Here is a 17762-nt window from a genome sequence, read left to right on the forward strand (position 1 = left end):
CCGGCCCCCGGCGATCCCCGCGGGTCGCGGCCGGGCGCGCCCTGAACGACGTGGAGAAACGCCCCGATGATGATGAGATTCGCCGTCGCCGCCCTGGCTCTCGCAGCCGCCACCCCGGCCTGGGCGACCCCCTGCGCCGACGAGGTGTCCACGCTGCAGAAGCGCCTCGACAGCGCGGGCGCCGCCTCGGTGACCGGCACGACCCCGCCCGGCGGCACGACCTCGTCGCATTCCGACAAGGCGCTCGCGACCCCGCCGGCCCTGACCAAGAGCGACGCCGCCGTGAAGCCGACCGCCTCGGGCGTCGACGAGGCCAAGCGCCTGGTTGCCAAGGCCGCGGAAGAGGACAAGGCCGGCAATGCCGAGGCCTGCCGCAACACCATCATGCAGGCCAAGGAGAAGGCCGGCGCCCTGCCGTAGTCCGTCTCAGAGTCTAGCTGGCAGCGGTCTTGGCTGAACGTCAGCCGAGACCGCCCTGCTTTCCGACCTCCCATCTCGCACTGAGGTGAGAGTTTCGGCGTACGGGCATAAGACCGGCGTTCAATACGCGTTCTCGGTCCTGAACAGCGCGAACGGTGTCGTGATCAGGATCTGCAGGTCGAGCAGCACCGACCAGTTCTCGATGTAAAAGAGGTCGTGCTCGACGCGCCGCTGCAGCTTCTCCGACGTGTCGGTCTCGCCGCGCCAGCCATTGACCTGCGCCCAGCCGGTGATGCCCGGCTTGACCTTGTGACGGGCGAAATAGCCGTCGACCACCTGATCGTAGAGCGTGTTGGCCGCCTTGGCCTGCAGCGCGTGCGGCCGGGGCCCGACCAGCGACAGGTTGCCCTTCAGCACGTTGAAGAGTTGCGGCAGCTCGTCCAGCGAGGTCTTGCGGATGAAGCGCCCGACCGGGGTGACCCGAGGGTCGCCGCGGGTGACCATCCTGTCGGCGCCGGCGTCGCACTGGTCGACATACATCGACCGGAACTTGAAGACCTCGATCAGCTCGTTGTTGAAGCCGTGGCGCTTCTGCCGGAACAGCACCGGCCCGCGCGATGTCAGCCGCACCGCCAGAGCCACCGCGATCATGAGTGGCGACAGGGCCAGCAGCATCATCAGGCCGACGCTGCGGTCGAACAAAGCCTTCAGCACCACATCCCAATCGGCGATCGGCCGGTCGAACACGTCCAGCACCGGCACCGAGCCGAGATACGAGTAGCTCCGCGGGCGGAGCCGCAGCTTGGCGGCGTGGGCCGACAGGCGGATGTCGATCGGCAGCACCCAGAGCTTCGCGAGCATCTGGAGGATTCGCGCCTCGGCGGTGATCGGGATCGTGAACACGATCAGGTCGAGCCGAGCGTGACGGGCATAGGTGACGAGATCGTCGACCGTGCCCAGCTTCGGATAGCCGGCGACCATGTCCGAGGACCGGTCGGCGTTGCGGTCGTCGAACACGCCGACGATGCGGATGCCGCTGTCGCTCTGCTTCTCGAGGGCGGCGATCAGCTCTTCGGCCGGCTTGCCGCCGCCGACGATCGCGGTCCTGCGGTCGAACCGGCCGGCCCGGGTCTGGCCCTCGATCACCCGGGCGAGCGCGAAGCGGCCGGCCAGGAGGGCGGCGAGCCCGGTTCCGTAGAAGGCCGCGAGCCACAGGCGCGAATAATGATCGGCGACCTTGGCCAGCACCAAGATGGCGGCGACCATCAGGAAGGTCATCGACCACGCCGCGACCAACCGGATCGCCGCCTTGGGAAAGCCTCGGAAGGACGAGATCCGGTAACCGCCGGCGGCCTGGACCAGCGCCACGGTGAGGCCGGCGACCAGCGCGATCACGCCGGCATAGGTCAGCCCGAACGGCACCCGGCCACGCAGCATCAGCAGGTGCAGCAATGCGCCCAGACCGAAGATCAGGGCGAGTTCGGCGGCCCGCACCAGCCCGGCCACGACCACCGGCGAGATCGCCGTCGGCGCGTGCGTCTGCAGGTCCGCGGGCGGAACCGAACCGCCAAGGCGCGCCACGGCGGCCTGGCCGTCGAGCGGGCCGGTGGCCTCGAGAAGGTCGCGGATGTCGAACGCGCTCATCGATCGGTTCCTCCCGAGGCAAATCCCCCGGGTCTGTAGGAGTCTCACCGCTTTCCGATCATCGGAAACAGATGAGTTACTGAGCCTAGACCCTGGCACGGGCCCGTATAGAAAACTGTCAAGGCGAGCTCGCCCGGGTCTACGTCCCGAGACGCGGGCTCGCTTTCGGGATCACGTTCGCGTGGCTCGCATCGCGGCGGCCCGTTCCTGCATGGCCTCGCCCGATCCGACTCTGAGGCGGGTCTCGCGGGCCTGGAACGCCGCGGCGTAGCCCGAGATGACGTCGGCCCCCATCCGCTCCAGGGAGAAGCGCTCATGGATGGATTCGCTGAGCGCGCGGACGCGGGCGGCCAGCACGTCCGGGGCTTCGTCGAGCACCCGGCGGATCGCGCCGGCGAGCGCGTCCGCGTCGCGGGACGGGACGAGATCGCCGGCCATGGCGCCGAAGATTTCCGGAATGCCGCCGACCCGGGTGGCGACCAGGGGCTGGGCAGCGGCCGCGGCCTCCAGCACCACGTAGGGCAGGGATTCGGCGAGCGACGGCACGACCAGGATGCGGCCCCGGGCCAGGACCGAGCGGATCGCCTGCGGCGGCTCGAAGGACGCCGCGTCGGACAGGCCGAGCCGCTCGACCATGGCGCGCAGGCTCTCGGCATCGGGACCCGAGCCGACCATCAGCAGCCGCAGCGGCCGGCCCTCCTGGCGCAGCCGGACCAGAGCGTCGAGCAGGTAGGGCAGGCCCTTTGCCTCGCGCAGCTCTCCAACATAGAGCAGGTCGGCGGCATCGGCGGCCAGGGGCACCGGGGCGAACTCCGCGTCGGCGATACCGTTATGGACGATGCGTGTCACGTGCTCCGGGCCGCCCACGAAGGCCCGGTGCCGCTCAGCGACGTAAGCGCTCTCGAACAGGAATGCGTCGGTGCGGCGGGCCAGCACGGCCTCGGCGGACATGTAGGTCCGGTGCAGCGCGCTGCCCGGCCGATAATTGTAGCTGCCGCCATGGGGCGTGTAGGCGCGGATCGCCGAGGCCGGCGCGAGCCGCGCATAGGCGCCGCCCTTGGCGCCATGGCCGTGGAGCACGGTGGCGCCGACGGCGCCGGCCCGGCGCGCGACCGCGCGCAGGCAGGTCCAGTCCGACAGGTGCGGGTTGCGCCGCATCGGGATCCGGAGAAGGCCGAGATCCAGCGACGGCGCCAGGTCGGCCAAGGCGCGTGCACCGCGCTCGCCGCCCGTGGTCGCGTCGCACACGATGCCGACCGCGTGCCCCGCTGCGGCCTGGAGGCGGGCGAGGTCCAGCACGTGGCGGAACAGCCCGCCGACCGGCGCGCGGAACACGTGCAGGATGCGGTGGCGCTGGGCTGGTCGGGTCTCGGTCGGCTTCGCAGCCACGGTATCGCTCCCAGGAATAACAGTCCCAGGAGTGTGGTGCAGCGACCGTCGCAGTAAACTTAAACGGAACTCCGCTCGACCGGCCTTTTCAGAAGGAAGGTAAGCGGAGTTTTACTGCCGTGTATCAATTCACGTCAGCGCGAGGCCGTTCAAGCTGGCCCAGATCGTGCCGTAATGGCAGGCCGTCGCGGCAAGCACGAAGCCGTGCCAGATCGCGTTCTGGAACGGCAGCGTCCGCCAGACGTGGAACAGCACGCCCACCGAATAAAGCATCCCGCCGATCGCCAGCAGCCACAGGGCGGTCGGCTGCAGGGCGGCGATCACCGATTCGTAGGCGAGCAGGCCGCTCCAGCCGAGCATCAGGTAGAGGCCGATGGACAGGCGATCGTACCGGCCGGGCATGAACAGCTTGATCGCGATCCCGACCAGGGCGACCAGCCAGATCACCGCCAGCAGCAGGTAGGCGCGCGTCCCGGAGCCGACCAGCGCCACGAGCGGCGTGTAGGTGCCGGCGATCATCAGGTAGATCAGCGCGTGGTCGGCCCGGCGCAACAGCCATTTCCGCGGGCTGACCGGATAGAGGTTGTACACGGCAGAGACGCCGAGCATCAGCACCAGAGCGGTGGCGTAGAGCACGACGGCGGCCCGCTCGCCGAAGCCCAGATGGGCCGTCAGGGCCGTGGCCACCAGCGCCACCGCACCGGAGAGGCCGAGGACGACACCGAGGCCGTGGATCACACCGTCCGCCACGATCTCGCGCGGCGTGTAATGCCACGTCAGGGTCAGCGGGCGACCATCCTCCGCGAGAGACATCATGAAGCCTCCTGCTACGCCTGCATCCTAAAGCTTAAAAGCGCTCAACCGTTCCCTATGCAAAGTGCTGATGCGGAGTTTATCCCAAGGTTCTAGTGCCGCGTGGTAAAAGTGTTGTTGCCCGCGGCTACATCGCCACAGCCAACCTCACGCCCCGCGGCCGGCTAATCCCTCGAAACCGAGCGCCGGCTCCCGCGCGGCCGGCCGGGCGAGGCCGGTGCCGCGGCTCAGCCGGGCATGGACCACCGCCATGGTCAGCACCGCCATGGCGAGGATCTGATGCGCCAGCGCCGCCCAGAGCGGGACGGCCAGGAGCAGGGTCGCGATGCCGAGCCCGGCCTGGGCCAGGGCCAGCACCGCCACACCGGCGGCGCGCCCGGCCGCGCCGGCCGGTCCGCTCACCCGGGCGTCGATCGCGTGCAGGATGGCGACGATCACGATCAGATAGGCGGTCACCCGGTGGTCGAACTGGACCAGGGCGTGGTTGTCGACGAAGTTCTCGATCCAGGGTTGGATCGCGAACAGGCTGTCCATCGGCGGGATCAGGGCGCCATCCATGCTCGGCCAGGTGTTGTAGACGAGGCCGGCATGCGACCCGGCAACCAGGCCGCCCAGGAAGATCTGCACGAGCACCAAAGCCGGCAGCAGCAATGCGACGACGCGGATGCGGTCGGGCGCCGGATCAATGGTGTCGTCGCGCTGACCGGCCGCGAGCCAGACCAGGCCGGCCAGGATCAGGCTCGCCATGGTGAGGTGGAGCGCCAGCTTCAGCGGCGCAACCGCGGTCATGCCGGGCTGGAGGCCCGAGGCGACCATGATCCAGCCGATCGCGCCCTGGAACCCGCCCAGGATCCCGAGGCCGAGCAAGCCGAGCCCGAGGCGACGGCTGATCATGCCGCGCCACCAGAAGACGACCAGCGGCAGGAAGAAGACCAGGCCGATCAGCCGCCCGAGCAGGCGATGGCCCCATTCCCAACCGTACAGGACCTTGAACGACGACAGCCCCATCCCCTGGTTGAGAATGTTGTATTGCGGCGTGTCCTTGTACTTGGCGAACTCGGCGGCCCAGTCCGCCTCCGACAGGGGCGGGACGATCCCGGTGACGGGACGCCATTCGGTGATCGACAGGCCGGACCCGGTCAGGCGCGTGGCGCCGCCGACCGCCACCATGGCGACCACGAGGGCGGCCACCAGGTAGAGCCAGGCCCGCACGGTGCTCGATCGATGGTCGCCCGAGACTCTCATCACCACGCGCATCCCTTCCGCGGTTGCCGGGATGTCCCGGCCCTCGCGACGCGTTAGGGGAAGCGCGGGATGCGGGCAACGTCGGCGGCGCCGCAGCCCGCGGCGCTGCGCGCGTTGCCAACCGGGCCCGCGAGCGGTAGCCGTCTCCCGTCAGGGAGAGACGAGGCTGTAGAAGTGATGCGCCGCCGCACCCGCACGTTGATCGGCACGGTCGCGATGCTGGCCTTTGTCTGCCTCTACGGACCGCTGGCGATGGCGCTGGCCGACAGCCGCATCGCCGAGACGCCGGCGGCCATTCAGGCCGTGCTCTACTCGATCCTCGGCATCGCCTGGATCTTCCCGCTGATGCCGCTGATCCGCTGGATGGAACGGCCGGACAGCTGACCCGACCCCTCGATTTCGCCGCACTCGGCCGCCAGAAGCGTCCGACCCGATTTCGAGATCCCCTTTCGTGTATCGCTTGCCCATGCGTCTCAAGCATCTGGCCGCACTCGTCGTGCTGGTCGCGCCGTTTCCCGCCCTCGCGCAGGGCACGCCGCGCTCGATCGGCGAGTGCGAGCGCCTGAAGAACGATCTGGCCTACAACCAGTGCCTGGCGATGTTCGGACCGGCTGCCCGGAACGTGGCGGGCGGTTACGCCTCGGCCGACGCGGCCGCCGCCCCGGCCCTGGCCGAGGCGCTGCCCCAGGCCGAGGACGCCGTCGAGAACACGCCCAGCCGAAAGGGCCGCTACCGCTCGCGCCGCGGCGGACGGCAATACGCTTCGTTTTCCACGAGCTATCGGCACCGCCGTCGGCGTTGAATCGCAACGCAGCCACTGACGCGCCGTACGACCTCGATAGCGATCGTCAGGCGACGTTGAGCCGGCGCCCCCGGTTCCAGGCCAGGAACGGCACGCCGGACAGCAGCCCTGCGAGTGCCGCCCGCGATTGATGGCAGCCGTTGATCGAGACGCGCGGCAGGGCGTGCAGGTGGCCGGCATGCTCGGCGAAGAGGTGCCCTGGCCGGGTCGTGACGGCGGTCGCGAAGCCCTGCGCCTGCGCCAGCGCGAATTCCCGCGGGCCGGCCGAGGTCGGATCGCCCACCGGATAAGAGAGATGCCGGATCTCCCGGCCGAGTTCGGCCGCGATCCGGGCGCGGCCCTCGACGATCTCGCGCGCAGCCGTCGCCGCATCGTGCTTGGCGAGCATCGGGTGGCTGACCGTGTGGGCGCCGATGGTGACTGCCGGGTCCCGGGCCAGATCGCGCAGCTCGGCCCAGGACAGGCACAGCTCGGACGCCACGGCGCCCGGCGCGAGGCCGGCTTGCCGGCACAGATCCGCGATGTGGTCCAGCATGTCGGCCTCGGTGCCGCGGCGCAGGTCGCGGTAGAGCACCTCGAAGGCCAACGCCTTCTCCTGCGGGCTGCGGGCCGGGAGGTCGAGGCTCCGTGCCCCGATGGCGATCCGCACCCGGTCGAGCCGCGCGATCGCCCGCTCCAGCTCGATCCACCACAGGCGGCCGCTTTGGTCGGCGTAGCCGCTCGTGACGAACAGGGTCCAGGGCACGCCGTGGCGCGCGAGGACGGGGCGGGCATGCTCGACATTGTCGCGATAGCCGTCGTCGAAGGTCAGGACCGCGAAGGGCGGCCCGTAATCCGGCGCGGCAAGCCGCTCCGGCACCGCGTCGAGCCCGATCACCTCGAAGCCGCGGGCGTCGAGCTCGCGCAGGGTCCGGTCGAGGAAGTCCGGCGTGATGCGCAGCAGCCGGTTCGGCGCGAAGGCCGGGACGGGGTCCGGGCTGACATGGTGGAAGGTGAGGATCACGCCGAGCCCGCGGGAGGCGGGCGCGAGCCAGCGGTCGGCGCCGAGCGCCTGGATCGCGCGGAAGCCGGACGCGAAGACCCGATGCTTGGCACGCGACGAGATCATGACTCGGACCCGATCGGGCCGCTCGGCCCGGGCGGGTACAGCGATCACCGGCCGGGGTAAAGAAACCCACAATCGCCGCCCGATCAGAAGTTCCGCCGGAAGATTGTATTAGCCAAAGCCACGATTTGCAGTGTTGGGTCGGGATACTCTGCTCCGCGAGTCACCGCTCATTCAGCGCGCCTCCGGCAAGGTCGGCGCTTGGCTCCGGGCTCGGCCCGGTTCGGCGGAGAGATCCGGGTATGGCGACCGGCGTCCAGGTGGCGGGAACGGACATGATCGGTGCACGCGCGTCCGGAACGCTGACCGCGGAGGTCTTTTCGGATCTCGCCGCCGTGGAAGCCCTGTGGCGGCGGCTCGAATCCAGTCCGGCGAGCCTGCACACGCCCTACCAGCGGTTCGACTGGGTCTCGGCCTACCTGCGGGCGACAGGCACAGCGGCGGCGGCGCGCATCCTGGTCCTGCGGGACGCGGAAGGCCGCGCCAGGATCCTGCTCCCGCTCGTGCTCACGCAACGCTTCGGCCAGACCGTGGCCCGGGTCGTCGGGGACACGCATGCGAACTACCACCTGCCGCTCTTCGCCACCCGCGATGCCGCCGCAATCGCCCCGGGCGAGATCACGGCGGCGCTGATCCGCGCCGGGCGCCCGGCCGGCATCGACGTCTACGCGCTGCAGCATCAGCCCCGGATGTGGGACGGCGCGGCCAATCCGTTCGCGGAGACCGGTGAGCCGGAGGCCAGCGATGCCTATGGGCTGATGCTCGGCCCCGATGCCGACGCGACCGTGCGTCGTGTGTTCAGCGCCGATGCGCGCAAGAAGCTGCGCTCGAAGGAGAAGCGCCTGGTCGAGGCCAAGGGCGCCCTCGCGTATCGTCGTGCCGAGACCCCCGAGGAGGCGGCCCGGTATCTGGCGGCGTTCTTCGCCCACAAGGCTTTGCGGTTCGCCGGGATGGGCGTCGCCGACCCCTACGCGCCCGAGCCGATCCGACAATTCCTCGCCGCGGCTGCCTCCGGAGCCGATCCCGCGATGGAGATTTACGCCCTGTGCCTGGCCGAGAGCGGGCGTGTGCTCGCGACCTTCGGGGGCGCGGTGAGCGAGCACCGCTTCAGCGGCATGATGACGGCGTTCGATCCGGACCCGGAGATCGCCCGGTTCAGCCCGGGCGACCTGCTGCTGCAGCATCTTGTCGGCGACCAGACCGCAAGGGGCCGCCGGGGCTTCGATCTCGGCGTCGGCGAGGCCCGCTACAAGGCGAGCATCTGCGACGAGACGATCGGGCTGGTCGAGACGATCGTGCCGGTGAGCCTTCGCGGCCGAGCCTATGGCGTCGCCAGGATGGCGGTCACCCGGACGAAGCGCCGGATCAAACGCGATCCGCGGCTTTACGCGGTCGCGGCGCGCCTGCGGAAGCTGACGCGCCGGTCGTGATCTCAGGCGGCGTTGAGCCGGAGCTCTGGACCGGCCAGATCGGCCGCGGCGCCGTGCTCGGCTGAGCGATCCTGCGCGACCAGGATCTGGCCGGCGCCGGCATCCTCGGCGATCGCGTAGAGATCGGCCAGGGCCGGATCCTCGGCGGCGGCGTTCGACGCGATGATGACGCTGTCCATGTAGCCGGCGACGAGTTCCAGCAGGTCGACGGCGCCCGGCGCGGCGTGAAGCCGGCAGACGACCCAATCATAGGCCTCGGCCATGGCCTCGAAGGTCAGGCTCAGCGCATCCGGCCCGTCGAACAGCACCTCGGATGGGGCCCGGCCGGCGCCGATCCGGTGGAGGCCGCTATCGCGCGCGGGCTGAATGACATCCAGGAAGGCCGCATCGCCGGCGATCAGATCGGTGAAGCCGCGCTCGTCGGCGCGACCGCGCGCATCGTTCAGATCGACCGTGACCAGACTGGACTTGCGGCCGAGCGCGCGCACCAGCGCATCGTGGAGCGCTTGGTCGCCGTGCGACGCTTCCGTCTCCATCACCAGGACGCTGCGTCCAGAGCGGTCACCGGGCTCGCGCACCACCGCGGAGATCCGGGCGATCAGCGGCGCCAGATCGTAGGCCTCGGCGGGCGGGCGTGCAGGGGCGGGTGGCGCGGTGGGCCCGGCCGGCTCGGCGCCCTCGGCGGTCTCGGACCAATGGGCCGGGGGCATCGCCTCCGGGAAGGCGAAGCCCGGGCGCGCGAGCTCCGGCTCGAGGCGGGTCCGCCGGTCCGAGGTGTCGAAGGCGGTGTCCGAGTCCCGCTCGCTGCGGCTCCCTTCCGCCAGGAGGGCGCTGGCGAGCACCCCGCCGACCGCCAGCATCAGCGTCACCAGGGTCGCGAAGCCAACGATCGGCAGCTTCTTCGGGAAGGAGGGCAGTTCCGGGGTCACGGCGCGCGAGACGATGCGGGCATCGGCGGGCGTGGCGCTCTCGCCGTCGCGGGCGGCGGCCTCACGATAGCGGGACAGGTAGGATTCGAGCTGCTCGCGCTGCGCCTTGGCCTCCCGCTCCAGGGCCCGGAGCTGGATCTCGCTGGCATTGCCCTTCACCACCACGTCCTGCTGGCCGTCGACAGCGGCCTGCAGGCTCTCGACCCGGGAGCCGGCGATCTTCGCGTCGTTCTCCAGGGTGCGCACGACGCGCTCGGCCGAGGTCTTGATCTGGGCGTCGAGGTCTTCGAGCTGGGCATGCAGCTCTTTGATCCGCGGATGGGCCGGCAGCAGCGTGCGCGATTCCAGCGCGAGCTGGGCCCGGACGGCGATCCGGTTGTCGACGATCCGGCGGATCATCTCGTTGTTGGCGACCTCGGTGATCTCGAAGGCGCGGCCGTCCTTGATCAGGTCCTTGATCGCCTTCACCCGGCCGGCGAGGTCGGCCTTCAGGATCCGGGCCTGGGAGAGCTGGCTCGACAGCTCGCCGAGCTGCTGGGTGGTGAGCGGCTGGCCGGTGGCGCCGCCGCTGCCGACCAAGCCGTTCTTGGCGCGGAACGCCTCGACCTTCGCTTCGGCTTCTGCGACGCGCTTGCGCAAACCGTCGATATTGCCGCCCAGCCAGGAGGAGGCGTAGCGCGCGGTATCGACCTTGTCGGCCTCGAGGGAGGAAATGTAGAGCTGCGCGATGGTGTTGGCGCCCTCGGCGGCGAGCTTCGGGTCCTTGGCGCGGAACTCGATCGTCAGGATCCGCGACTTGCCGGCCGGATAGACCAGCAGGTGCTCGAAATAGGAATCGAGCACGCGGTCCTCGGCCGGGCGGTCGAGGGGGTTGGCGCCGATGCCGAGCATCATCATCACGCGCTGGACTGGGCCGATGCTGCTGGAGCCCGGGTCGAATTCCGGATTGCCGACCAGCTTGAGCCGCCGGATCGCCTCGCGGGCGAGGTCGCGCGACATCACCACCTGGACCTGGCTCGCCACCGCCTGCTCGTCGATCGGCGCGAGCTGGTCGGTGCGCTCCTGGGCGGTGCGGGCGAAGGCCGGATCGCGGCTCTCCAGGATCAGCTTGGCCTCGCCGGTGTAGCGCGGGCTCACCACGTTGACGAAGATGCCCGCGCCCAGCGCGACAACCAGGGTCGGGCCGACGATCCAGCCGATCGACCGGCGCAGGATCTGCGGGACCTGCGCCAGGCCGACGCCGTCCCGGGCGCTGGACCGCGTGGCAGGTACGGCGTGGGGCGAGCGCAGGCTGATACGGGACATGAGACGCTCTGAACGCGAAGGCCGACGGGACGGCACGCGATGCCATCCGGGCGCTATTAGAGGTCGTTAAGGTTGCTCGGACGTTAAGAAAGCTTGCGCACCGGCCCGCTGGGACTGGTCATCGAAATGATCAAGGTTCGTTAACCTTAACAGCCTACACCACGCCGACTTGGCACCCATGACGGCGATGGTGATGAACCGGCGCGCTCTGCTCCTCGCTCTTGGCTCGACTCTGGCGCTCGGCGGCTGCCTGCGTCCGAGCTTCCGCACCGACCAGCTCGATGCCACCGGCACCGGATCGATCGGCGCGCGCTATCCGCTCTCGGCGGGCGACAAGCTGCGGGTGATCGTGTTCGGGCAGGACAACCTGTCGAACATTTACGCGGTCGATGGCGCCGGCAAGATCGCGATGCCGCTGATCGGCACCGTCCAGGTCGGCGACCAAACCACCGGTCAGGCGGCCCGGGCGATCGAGGCCAAGCTCGCCGCCGGCTTCGTGCGCGAGCCGCACGTGACCGTCGAGGTGGATACCTATCGGCCGTTCTATATCCTCGGCGAGGTCACGACCTCGGGCCAGTACCCGTTCGTCAACGGCATGACGGTGGAGACGGCGGTGGCGATCGCCGCCGGGTTCGGGCCGCGGGCGGCCCGAGACTATGCCGTTCTCACCCGCGATACCGGCAGCGGGCTCGTGTCGGGCATCGTGCCGATGACCTATTCGGTCCGGCCGGGCGACACGATCGTGGTCAAGGAGCGCTTCTTCTGAGCCGAAGCCCGCAACCGATTACTGCCCGGTCTTCCAGACGTTGATCACCCGCATAGCGGTCTGCTGCGGCGGGATCGGGGTGGCGATCGGCGGCGTCGATTGCGGTCCGCGCGCCACGACCCGGCGTGCCTCGCTCGCGGGCGTCGCGCCGACCGGCGTGAACAGGCCGGCCAGTTGCTTGCGGGTGCCCTTGCTGACGAAGCGCGACGTCTGCACGGACTCGAAATCCCGCAGGGCGTGGCGCTTGTCGGGGTTTCCAGTGAAGACCTTGGCGCCGGTGTTGAGCACGACGATGTCCCCGGGCAGCAGGGTCTCGTCCTTCAGCAGCGCCGCGGCCGCGCCGCCCTTCATGTCGATCGCGGTCTGACGGGGACTGACCTCCAGCTCCTTGACCTCCTTGACGCGGATCCGGACCGGGAGCGCCGCGTAGCGCGTCTGCAGACGGTGGCGGGCGCTGCCGAGGCGGGGCGTCGCGCGCCGGTACACGGCGCGGTCCTGCGCCGGCTGGGGCGCCTGCGCCTGCGGAGCCTGCTGGGGCGCGGGCGCCGGCCGGGCGCCGAACAGCATCTCGAGAAACCCGACCTCGGCCGCCTGGGCCTGGATCACGGTTCCGGCGAGAAGCCCGGCGGCGGCGATGACGGCCAACGTGCTGCCCGTACGAAACCTCATAACATCCTCCGGCACCGGCGCCGATCTCGACCGCCGGACCTTCAACCGCAAGCTGCCCGAGAGGGTTCCGGAATATTGGAGGTTTGTAAGCGTAGATCGAAGAACCACGCTGCGCGTATCATTTAAGACCGAATCACCACCGGATCTATTGTGCAAAACCGGTTCGGCCGGCGCGCCTGTCGTCCGACGACCACAACCGGTACGCAGGGAGATTCCACACTGTCCGGAACACACGGACCGGTCGGGACCAGGCCCGATACCGCGCGTCGCCAAGCTGCCGCCGCACCGAAGGCCCTGGCAGCGCTACGGCACGATGGTGCCGCTCAGGCCGGCGCCATCTGCTCGCCCTCGCCGATGCAGTCGAGGGCGCGCTCCACGGCGCTGACCGCGTCGAGGAGGTGCTGAACCGTGCGCTCCACCTCGAGCGTGGGACGGCCCATCGCCGCGGCGCGGGCACTCACATCCTCGAGCTGCTCGAGCAGGGCGAGGAGGTCGCCGGCCACGGTCACCACCTCGCAGCGGGCGAGGCGGGTGACGGTCGGGCGCGGCCGGAAGGGCAGGACGTTGCTCATCGCCGACGGTTCTGGCCCGAAAGGACCCGGATTCGCCAGGGGGAGGGGCCGTACTTCCGCCAATTGGCGGGCCCTATCCGCCGCTAACGCGTGGAAAGGTAGATTTTCCGTGGCCGCCGCGCATCGGAGGCGGCAGAATCGGTTTACGCCTCGCCGCCGGTCTTGACGGACTTGTCGCCGCCCTGACCATGCCCTCACCGGCCTTTCAAACTGCGATTCGGCGGCGGATAGCAATCCCTCGCCCGGCTCGGGATCGCCCAGGATCAATCATGCGCTTTACCCTTCTCGCGGTCTCGTTCCTGGCGGTGGGCGGGCTCTGCGCCTGCAACACCGACAGCCCGGACGGGCGCAGCGGCCTCGCCGAGAGCTTCCGGCTCGACAATTACCGGGCCTCGAACGACACGAACGGCACCCAGACCCGGCGCGACGTGAACCGGGCCTACACGCAGCCGACCCTGCCTTCGATCGGCAATCGCGGGTTCTGATCCCCGGCCCGGAAAGCCGCGCCCGGGATCCGGGACGCGGCGCTCGCGACGATCAGCGCTTCGCCATCGCGTCGGCGAAGGTGGTGATCCGGTTGCGGGCGTAGACCGGCAGGCCGGCGCTGATCGAGTTGCCGGTGTTGAAGCTCGAATTGCCCATCAGCACCTGGGCGGGAAGCAGGTTCTTCAGCACCGGCACCCGGGCATATTCGGCCTTGCGGTCCAGGACATCAGCCTTGATCGCCAGCGCCATGTAGGTGGTCACCACCGTCTTCGTCGGATCGTTCGGCATCGGCTGGAACACGGCCAGGAACTTGCCGAAGCGCAGGATCTGGTTGACCCAGAAGATCGTCTGCTCCAGCCCGCCGGTCACCGGCGTGTCGATCTTGGTCAGGGCCTTCAGCGGCGCGCCCTGGTCGGGGCCGAGCACGCGCAGCTCGCTCTGGAACGAGACGTATTCGGCGATCTTCTTGGCCGAGCCCTCCTCGAGCTTGTTGGCGAGCTTCACGCCGAGCGGCAGTTTGCCTTCGAGATCGTAGCGCGATTCGATGCAGGCGCCTGCGCCCTCGCACCAGGGCCGGTCCGGGCGCTTGGCGAAGGCGGCGGCCGGATCCTTGTTCGGCGTCACCTCGCCGGCCGTGATCGCCTTGTGCTTGATCGCCGGGTCCATCTTCTGGACGAAGCCGAGATTGGCGAAGGCCTGGAGGTCGATCGCCTCGGCCGGCCGCGCAACCACGAACCGCCCCTCGGCCACGTAGACCTTCAGGGTCTCGTGCCGCGGCTTGGTCACGCCGTTCACCGTCACGGTGTAGTCCGGCTCCTTGTAGCCGGGGAAAGGCGCCAGCACCGCGGCCTCGGCCGGGCGGGCCTTCAGCCAGTCGAGATACGGGATCAGCCCGTTCTCGGGCGCCGTGGGGTTGTCGCGGTGATCCGTGAACAGGATCTGCCCCGGCTTGAGCGTCGCCGGATCGAGGGCGGTGACCGAGGGCACCTCCTTGATCCGCTCCGAACCCGGCGCCGGGCTGGCGGCGGGCGTCTGCGCGCAGACCGGGTGGGCGGCCGTCAGGGCGAGGGCGAAGGCGGCAGGGAACGGCTTGCGCAACGGGTATCTCATCGATCGAGGGGCGGTCAGTAGCCCGGGTCTTCGCCGAACAGGTAATCCGGGTCGCGGCGGCGCGGCCGGCGCACCTCCTCGTCCCCGAAGGGCGAGCGGGCGGTCTGGCCGGGCCAGGGCCTGTAGGCGTCCTGGCCGTAGGAATCCAGATCGCCCTGCGCACGGCGGCTGCGCGGCGACTGGCGCTCGCCGAACGGGTCGAGGGGATCAGGCGCCGGGCGCTCGCCGGTCATGGTGCCGTAGTAATCGCCGGCGACGCTGGCCCCGTCCTCGGCGCCGCTGAGGTCACCGTCCTCGGCATCGGGCCGCATGGCGTAGAGGGTCTCGCGCGGCACCAGGCGGAACTGGGTGTCGGCCATCTTGCCGTCGCCGCTCGTGCGGAAATGCTCGAGGAAACCGCCGCCCGCGACCCGCTGGCCGCTATGTGGGTCGATCGGCAGGTCTGCGATGAAGGGACGGGCCTCGGGGGAGGGGCCCCGCAGCGGCGTCTTCGGGACGCCGTTCGCCCAGGCGGCCTGCAGGATGTTCGACGCGATCGGCACCGAGACATGGCCGCCGGTCTGGCCGCGGCCCAGCGTCTTGCGGCTGCCGTCGGCGTTGTCGTAGCCGACCCAGACCACGACGGTGATCTCGTTCGTGAAGCCCGCGAACCAGGCGTCGTTCTCGTTCTCGGAGGTGCCGGTCTTGCCCGCGACATAGGCCGAGACCTTGGAGAGCGCCGCTGCGGTCCCGTGCTGGGTCACGCCCTGCAGCATGGTCTTCAGCTGATAGAACGCGACCCGGTCGGCCGAGCCGATCCGCACCGGCTCGCGCGGGGCGTGGGTGTAGAGCGCCTTGCCGTCCCGCTCGACCGATTCGAGCGCGTAGGATGCCGGGCGGGCGCCCTCGTTGGCCACCGCCGCGTAGAAGCCGGCGAGATCCAGCATCCGCACCGGCTGCGCGCCGAGCACGAACGGATAATAGGGCTCGCACTCGGCGTAGATCTGCGCCTCGAGGGCGATGTCGCAGACCCGCTTCAGGCTGGCCGGCGCCTTCGAGGCGATACCGCCCTGGAGCAGCCGGGCGGTCACGAGGTTCTTCGAGAATTCCAGGCCACGCCGCAGGGTCGTCGGGCCGGAGCCGCCGCCCTCGTAATTCTTCGGCGACCAGGAATCCCCGGCGCCGCCGATCGGCGGCAGCGTGACGGGGGAATCGAGGACCAGGGTGTTGGGCTGGAGCCCGGCATTGAGCGCGGCGAGATAGGTCAGCGGCTTCAGAGTCGAGCCGGGCTGGCGCACCGCCTGCGTGACCCGGTTGAGCTGGCTCATCGGATAGGAGAAGCCGCCGGCCATCGCCAGGATGCGGCCGGTCTGGTTCTCCAGCACGAGGGCCGCGCCCTGAACGTTGGGTCGGACCCGCAGCTGCGCCCGGGCCGCCCCGCGGCCCTCCGTCAGCTTCACCCGCACCACGTCGTAGAGCTGCAGACGGTTGCGGGCGATGCCCGGGTCGAGGATGGCGGTACGGCCGTCGGCGAGACCGACCTTCACGGGCCCGCGGCCGGCCTCCAGCACCACCGCGACCGGCCAGTGCACGTCGTACAGGGTCGGCCGGGAGCTCTCGAGGGCCCGCAGCCAGACGGGCTTGGCCTGCGGAGCGGCCGCGACCTTCGGCCGGGGCGCCTTCGCGCCCGGTTTCACCTCGGGTTTGGCGGGCTCCACCCGGGCGCCGGTCACCCCGGGGGCGGCCTGGACCGCACCTTCCGGGGCGGGCGTCGCCGCCTGGATCCGGCGGATGCTGTCGGCGAGGTTGAGCTCGGGGCCGGTATAGCTCTGGCGTCCGGTGGACCGCTCGTAATTGGCCAGCCCGTCCTGCAAGGCCGACTCGACGGCGCGTTGGAGCCCGGCATTGATGGTCGAGCGCACGGTGAACGACCCGGCGGTCAGCGAATCCACCCCCGCGAAGGTGCGCGCCTCGCGGTTCAGGTAATCGACGACGTAGAATCCGGAATCGCGCCGTGTCGCGTCGACCGGCTTCAGCCCGAGATCGGCGTTCACCGCCGCGTTCATCTCGGCTTCCGTGATCGTGCCCTCTTCCTTGAGGCGGGCGAGCACGTAGGCGCGCCGCTCGCGCGCCCGCTCCGGGTACTTGTCAGGGCTGTAGAAGTTCGGCCCCTTGGGCATGCCGGCGAGCAGGGCCGCCTCCGGCAGGGTCAGCTGCCCGACCGATTTACCGAAATAGCTCTGCGCCGCCATCTCGATGCCGTAGGCGCCGCGACCGAGATAGATGCCATTGAGGTAGAGCCCGAGGATCTGCGGCTTCGTCAGGATCCGCTCCAGGCGGGACGCCACGATCATCTCGCGGATCTTGCGCTCGTAGGTGACGTCGTCGCCCACCGAGAGGTTCTTCACCACCTGCTGGGTGATGGTCGAGCCGCCGGCCGGGCGGCCGGGCGAGGCGAGGTTGCCGATGAAGGCGCGGATCACCCCGCGCTCGTCGATGCCGTGGTGGCTCTCGAAGCGCTTGTCTTCCGCCGCGATGAACGCCTTCTGCACCAGGTTCGGCACCGCGGTGATCGGCACGACGAGGCGGCGGCCGTTCGGCTCGAAGGTCTCGGCGAAGGGCTTGCCGGTGCCGTCGAGGATCCGGGTCATGCCCGGCAGGGCCTTGTCCCGGAGCGCCTCGGCGGTGGGCAAGTCCTTGGTAGCGTTGTCGTAGAATTCGATGACCTCTCGGGCGTTGAACGGCGAGATCGCCGGGTTCTCGCCCTTGCAGAACTGCTTGTAGCTCGTGTTCAGCTCGTCGAGGTTCAGCCCGTGCAGGATCTTCGGCGCGGCCGGCCCGGCCACGCTCGACGGATCCTCCATGGCGGTGGTGATCAATTCATCGAGATTGATGTCCTCGATGTCGAACGCCTTGCGCATGTGGGCGCAGCCGTCGCGCAGCAGGCGCACGACCTCGGCCTGGTCGGTGAACGGATCGAACTGGGTCCGCACCGCGTCCGGCCGCGTGGTGACCTGGCTCAGGGTCAGGGCCGTCGCGAACAGCTTGATCAGGATGGCGTTCATGCGGTCCGGATTCGAGGGGCGAGTCAGGGCCCG

The 17762-nt window shown here is 69.9% G+C and carries 16 protein-coding genes; 6 read left to right on the top strand and 10 right to left on the bottom strand.

The window, feature by feature from the left end; translation table 11 throughout:
* The first annotated feature begins 66 nt into the window (after positions 1-66).
* A complete protein-coding gene (locus WYO_RS14955; protein ID WP_007563866.1) occupies positions 67-420 on the top strand; it encodes a hypothetical protein in 354 nt (117 codons plus the stop codon).
* 120 nt (positions 421-540) lie between these two features.
* On the opposite strand, the gene WYO_RS14960 is transcribed toward WYO_RS14955, so the two are convergent.
* The 4 genes from WYO_RS14960 to WYO_RS14975 all read right to left on the bottom strand — a co-directional run bounded on the left by WYO_RS14960 (position 541) and on the right by WYO_RS14975 (position 5511).
* Positions 541-2064 carry an undecaprenyl-phosphate glucose phosphotransferase gene (locus tag WYO_RS14960; RefSeq protein WP_007563868.1) on the bottom strand — a complete coding sequence of 508 codons (1524 nt, stop codon included), beginning with the start codon at positions 2062-2064 and terminating at the stop codon, positions 541-543.
* 171 nt (positions 2065-2235) lie between these two features.
* A complete protein-coding gene (locus tag WYO_RS14965; RefSeq protein ID WP_007563870.1) occupies positions 2236-3453 on the bottom strand; it encodes a glycosyltransferase family 4 protein in 1218 nt (405 codons plus the stop codon).
* A 129-nt stretch (positions 3454-3582) separates the two neighbouring features.
* Complete coding sequence (locus WYO_RS14970; protein ID WP_039903029.1) at positions 3583-4266, bottom strand: hemolysin III family protein; 684 nt, start codon at positions 4264-4266, stop codon at positions 3583-3585.
* A gap of 147 nt (positions 4267-4413) precedes the next feature.
* Positions 4414-5511: a COX15/CtaA family protein gene (locus WYO_RS14975; protein ID WP_007563874.1), complete on the bottom strand. Its 1098-nt coding sequence runs from the start codon at positions 5509-5511 to the stop codon at positions 4414-4416.
* Positions 5512-5688: 177 nt separating this feature from the next.
* Here WYO_RS14975 and WYO_RS14980 point away from each other — a divergent pair, with 177 nt between their 5' ends.
* On the top strand, positions 5689-5895 hold the full coding sequence (locus WYO_RS14980) for a DUF2842 domain-containing protein (protein WP_007563876.1): 207 nt from the start codon (positions 5689-5691) through the stop codon (positions 5893-5895).
* Between the two features lie 82 nt (positions 5896-5977).
* On the top strand, positions 5978-6313 hold the full coding sequence (locus tag WYO_RS14985; RefSeq protein ID WP_007563878.1) for a hypothetical protein: 336 nt from the start codon (positions 5978-5980) through the stop codon (positions 6311-6313).
* Positions 6314-6359: 46 nt separating this feature from the next.
* On the opposite strand, the gene WYO_RS14990 is transcribed toward WYO_RS14985, so the two are convergent.
* Positions 6360-7421 carry a polysaccharide deacetylase family protein gene (locus WYO_RS14990; RefSeq protein ID WP_007563880.1) on the bottom strand — a complete coding sequence of 354 codons (1062 nt, stop codon included), beginning with the start codon at positions 7419-7421 and terminating at the stop codon, positions 6360-6362.
* 272 nt (positions 7422-7693) lie between these two features.
* On the opposite strand from WYO_RS14990, the gene WYO_RS14995 reads away from it, so the two are divergent.
* Positions 7694-8848, top strand: coding sequence for a GNAT family N-acetyltransferase (locus WYO_RS14995; protein WP_244424175.1), 1155 nt, complete (start codon positions 7694-7696; stop codon positions 8846-8848).
* 2 nt (positions 8849-8850) lie between these two features.
* Here the strand turns inward: WYO_RS14995 and WYO_RS15000 are convergent, their stop codons facing one another.
* Complete coding sequence (locus WYO_RS15000) at positions 8851-11082, bottom strand: GumC family protein (protein WP_007563884.1); 2232 nt, start codon at positions 11080-11082, stop codon at positions 8851-8853.
* A 187-nt stretch (positions 11083-11269) separates the two neighbouring features.
* Between WYO_RS15000 and WYO_RS15005 the strand changes: the two genes are divergently transcribed.
* Positions 11270-11848 (top strand): polysaccharide biosynthesis/export family protein, encoded by a 579-nt coding sequence (locus WYO_RS15005; protein ID WP_039903030.1) that lies wholly within the window; start codon positions 11270-11272, stop codon positions 11846-11848.
* Between the two features lie 18 nt (positions 11849-11866).
* Here WYO_RS15005 and WYO_RS15010 read toward each other — a convergent pair whose 3' ends face one another.
* Positions 11867-12517, bottom strand: coding sequence for a hypothetical protein (locus tag WYO_RS15010; protein ID WP_007563888.1), 651 nt, complete (start codon positions 12515-12517; stop codon positions 11867-11869).
* Positions 12518-12840: 323 nt separating this feature from the next.
* On the bottom strand, positions 12841-13089 hold the full coding sequence (locus tag WYO_RS15015) for a hypothetical protein (RefSeq protein WP_007563890.1): 249 nt from the start codon (positions 13087-13089) through the stop codon (positions 12841-12843).
* A 269-nt stretch (positions 13090-13358) separates the two neighbouring features.
* On the opposite strand from WYO_RS15015, the gene WYO_RS15020 reads away from it, so the two are divergent.
* Positions 13359-13574 (top strand): hypothetical protein, encoded by a 216-nt coding sequence (locus tag WYO_RS15020; RefSeq protein WP_007563892.1) that lies wholly within the window; start codon positions 13359-13361, stop codon positions 13572-13574.
* Between the two features lie 52 nt (positions 13575-13626).
* Here the strand turns inward: WYO_RS15020 and WYO_RS15025 are convergent, their stop codons facing one another.
* The gene (locus WYO_RS15025) at positions 13627-14673 is read right to left on the bottom strand and encodes a hypothetical protein (protein WP_039902981.1); all 1047 of its coding nucleotides are present in this window, start codon (positions 14671-14673) and stop codon (positions 13627-13629) included.
* 26 nt (positions 14674-14699) lie between these two features.
* Positions 14700-17729 carry a transglycosylase domain-containing protein gene (locus tag WYO_RS15030; RefSeq protein WP_007563896.1) on the bottom strand — a complete coding sequence of 1010 codons (3030 nt, stop codon included), beginning with the start codon at positions 17727-17729 and terminating at the stop codon, positions 14700-14702.
* Between the last annotated feature and the right edge of the window lie 33 nt (positions 17730-17762).

It is taken from the genome of Methylobacterium sp. GXF4, assembly GCF_000272495.1.
GTDB lineage: Bacteria > Pseudomonadota > Alphaproteobacteria > Rhizobiales > Beijerinckiaceae > Methylobacterium > Methylobacterium brachiatum.